At 65.2% G+C, this 3,474-nt stretch carries 5 protein-coding genes; 3 read left to right on the top strand and 2 right to left on the bottom strand.

What is annotated here, in order from left to right; genetic code table 11:
- The first annotated feature begins 75 nt into the window (after nt 1-75).
- Both map and WEE69_12010 read left to right on the top strand, forming a co-directional pair.
- Nucleotides 76-828 carry a type I methionyl aminopeptidase gene (map, locus tag WEE69_12005; protein MEX1146017.1) on the top strand — a complete coding sequence of 251 codons (753 nt, stop codon included), beginning with the start codon at nt 76-78 and terminating at the stop codon, nt 826-828.
- 86 nt (nt 829-914) lie between these two features.
- Entirely contained in the window at nt 915-2,417 is a 1,503-nt protein-coding gene (locus WEE69_12010; GenBank protein ID MEX1146018.1) for a right-handed parallel beta-helix repeat-containing protein, read from the top strand.
- A gap of 20 nt (nt 2,418-2,437) precedes the next feature.
- On the opposite strand, the gene WEE69_12015 is transcribed toward WEE69_12010, so the two are convergent.
- The gene (locus tag WEE69_12015; protein MEX1146019.1) at nt 2,438-2,755 is read right to left on the bottom strand and encodes a type II toxin-antitoxin system PemK/MazF family toxin; all 318 of its coding nucleotides are present in this window, start codon (nt 2,753-2,755) and stop codon (nt 2,438-2,440) included.
- On the bottom strand, nt 2,742-2,981 hold the full coding sequence (locus tag WEE69_12020) for a ribbon-helix-helix protein, CopG family (GenBank protein ID MEX1146020.1): 240 nt from the start codon (nt 2,979-2,981) through the stop codon (nt 2,742-2,744). The genes WEE69_12015 and WEE69_12020 overlap by 14 nt, the downstream gene beginning before the upstream one ends.
- Before the next feature lie 163 nt (nt 2,982-3,144).
- Here WEE69_12020 and infA point away from each other — a divergent pair, with 163 nt between their 5' ends.
- On the top strand, nt 3,145-3,369 hold the full coding sequence (gene infA / locus WEE69_12025) for a translation initiation factor IF-1 (GenBank protein MEX1146021.1): 225 nt from the start codon (nt 3,145-3,147) through the stop codon (nt 3,367-3,369).
- The last annotated feature ends 105 nt before the right edge of the window (nt 3,370-3,474 follow it).

The following is a 3,474-nucleotide window of genomic DNA, read 5'->3' on the forward strand; positions in this document are numbered from 1 at the left end:
CGCGCCGCAGGTACCCTGCGGCGCAGCGAGACGGGGCCCGAGCGGCCCGGCCCGAAGGGCCGAGAGCGGGCCAGGGTGATCACCCGCAAGACCGCGGATCAGATCGCGCTCATGCGCCGCGCCGGGAAGGTCGTGGCGGAGATGCACGAGGAGTGCATCCGCGCCGCCAAGCCCGGTGCGACCACCCTCGACGTCGACGCGGCCGCCCGCGACGTGATCGACCGGCGCAACGCCCGCTCGAACTTCCTCGGGTACCACGGCTTTCCCGCCGTGGTGTGTACGTCTCCCAACGACGTGATCGTGCACGGCATCCCCAGTGCCGATGTGAAGCTCGAGGACGGCGACATCCTCTCCATCGACTGCGGCGCCATCATCGAGGGCTGGCACGCCGACGCCGCCGTGACCGTGCCGATCGGCGACATCGACGACGAGTCGCAGCGGCTCATCGAGGTGACGCGAGCGTCGCTCGAAGCGGCGATCGAGCAGGTGGTCGAAGGTCACCGCCTGGGTGACGTTGGCGCCGCGGTCGAGGGCAAGGCCGAGGCCGCGGGCTTCACCGTCGTGCGCGAGTACGTGGGCCACGGCATCGGTACCGCGATGCACGAGGAGCCGCAGATCCCGAACTACGGACCAGCCGGTCGCGGGATGAAGCTCAAGGAAGGCCACGTGCTCGCGATCGAGCCGATGGTCAACGCCGGCGGCCCCGAGACCGAAGTGCTCGACGACGGCTGGACCGTCATCACGCGCGACGGCCGCCGTTCCGCGCACTTCGAGCACACCATCGCCGTCACCGACCACGGCCCCGAGGTCCTGACACTCCCCCGGTAGTACCGTCTCCGCATCGGCGGCGGGGCCGCTTTCGGTGGGGTTTGGACATGGGCAGAGTTCGGGCGCGTTCCAAGGTTTGTACTTTCGTGGTGCTCGTCGCGGTCGTGACGGCGGTACTGGTGCCGCTCGCGGCCGTTCCAGCGTCCGCCGGGGTGATCATCAGCGTTCCGGGCGCCCACGCGACAATTCAAGAGGCCATCGACGCGGCCGTGAACGGAAACACGGTCGTCGTCGACGACGGCACGTATGACGAGAACATCACCTTCTTCGGCAAGGCGATCGAGGTCCGCAGCGTTACTGGATCCGACAACACCGTTCTTCATGGAAGCGTGACCTTCGAGGACGGAGAAACGAATGCGTCCGTGCTCCGGGGATTCACGATCCAGAACACGTCGAATGCGATCACCCTCGAGAGCGCGTCGCCGACGATCACCGAAAACGTCATCGTCGGAAACTCAAAGGCAGTCACGTCCATCGGGAGCACCGCTGCTCCGATGATCATCGACAACGTCATTGCTGACAACTTTGTCTGTGGAGGTACTCCGGGCATCACGATGACTGGTGGCGGGATCATCCGAGACAACCTCATTCTCGACAACTTTGTGACATGTAGCACGGGTCTCGGCGGAGGAATCAGCATCCCGTTGGGATCTGGCGCGCTCATCGAGGGAAACCTGATTGCCGGGAACTACGCCATTGCAGGTGGCGGTATCGACGTCAGAGCTGGTGCGGACAACGTAACGATCAAGGACAACGTCATCGTCGCGAACGCCGCAGACTTCGGTAACGGTGGAGGACTCAGCATCACCGATTCGCGTAACGCCGTGGTGGTGCAGAACCTTGTGGCATTCAACGACGGAGGCGGGATCACGCTGAGCCCGGATGGCAACGGTCCCCTCACCACAGGCCTCGTGCTCGTGAACAACACCACCGGTGACAACTTCGGGTTCGACTTCTTCGGCAACCCGGTCCCTGGCATCCAGTCGCACAGGAACGACTTGGGCTTTCCGAAGTTCTACAACAACATCGCCAGCGATGGACTTACGTGCACGGGCGACCACTCCGGCGGCACGTTCTTCTCCAACAACTTCCTTCCGTTCTTGGGGGGAGTGTGCCGCCCCCAGTTGGGTACGAACGGAAATATCGAGTTGAACCCGAAGTTCCGCAATCCAGACGACCTTGATTACGCATTGAGATCGGACTCCCCATCCAGGGACACCGGAAACGGCTCCCCTCCGAACCCTCCATCCCTACCGGCGACCGACATCACGGGGCGCTCACGCGTTGTGAACGGAACAGTTGACCAAGGCGCGATCGAGTTCTACATCCCGAAGGGCGCGTCCGAACCTGAGGTGTGGGACCCCGCGCCGGAGGTCCTTCGGAAGGATCTCCCGCCGGGCGTATTCACGACCGGCGGCGCGTCCGTCGGTGCCGCGGCACCGGGCCCGGCCGCAGCGAGCTCGCCGAGCGTGAAGTCTGAGCCCACCATCCTCGCCACCGTTACCGATCCGACGACGCTGTCCGCGCGACGCCAGGCAATGCGGAACGCGAGATGGCGAGCCCGTCACGCGCATCCGAAGTTGGGCTGACCGACCGTCGCAGCTGTGAGTCAGCCAGTTGCGAGCACCGCGCGCAAGGCGTCGTCAAGCGCCCAAGTCTCTTCTGCGGTGAGGTGACCGACGCGGCGGCCGAGGCGGGTGGGGTCGATCGCGCGGGTCTGATCGGTCAGGACGCGGGTGCGCTCGCCGGCCACCGAGATCTCGGGGCGCCACCAGACGCCTCGGGCCTGCGTCGAGGTCGGGGCGACGAGCACCGTGGAGAGCACACTCAGCTCATCGGTCTGGATCACCACCCCAAAGCGTCGACCGTGCTGCTCGTGCCCGACTCCCCGACGGAGCCTGAGCTCGTGCACGTCACCACGGGTCACTCAGCTCCTCCATCATCTCGAGGACGGCCGCCACCTCGGCCCGGTCCGCGGGGTCGGCCGCGATCGCTGCCGCTTCGGCCCGCATGACGTCGGCGCGTCGGCGTCGGGTCGCGGTCTCCACGATGGCGGCCCGAATAGCGTCGGATCGAGACATCTGGCCGGCTTCGAGCACGGCGAGGGCGCGCAGCGCGTCGTCGTCGAGCCGAACCGAGATCGCCTTGGGCACGAACCGAGACCGTATCACGATATGTATGACACACGGTGGTGTACCGCCGGCGACCCTGATTTTCCAAGGGCTGTGGGGACCGTGTAGCCTGGAAAGGCTCCGAAGTGAGTTCCGTTGGGCGTTTCGCGCGCCCTGACGGGTCCAAGAAGAGGTGGTGGAGGCCCTGGCGAAGCCGAAGGATGACACGATCCTGGTCGAGGGAACGGTGGTTGAGCCGCTCCCGAACGCCATGTTCCGTGTCGAGCTCGAGAACGGGCACAAAGTGCTCGCACACATCTCCGGGAAGATGCGGATGAACTACATCCGGATCCTGCCGGGCGACCGGGTGCAGGTCGAGCTCACTCCTTACGACTTGAGTCGTGGTCGCATCACCTACCGGTACAAGTAGTTCGGAACGAGAGCAGCGGGTGAAGGTCCGACCGTCGGTCAAGAAGATGTGCGAGAAGTGCAAGCTGATCCGTCGTCACGGGTCGGTGCGCGTCATCTGCACGAA

The organism is Acidimicrobiia bacterium, from assembly GCA_040881685.1.
Taxonomy (GTDB): Bacteria; Actinomycetota; Acidimicrobiia; order IMCC26256; family PALSA-555; genus SHVJ01.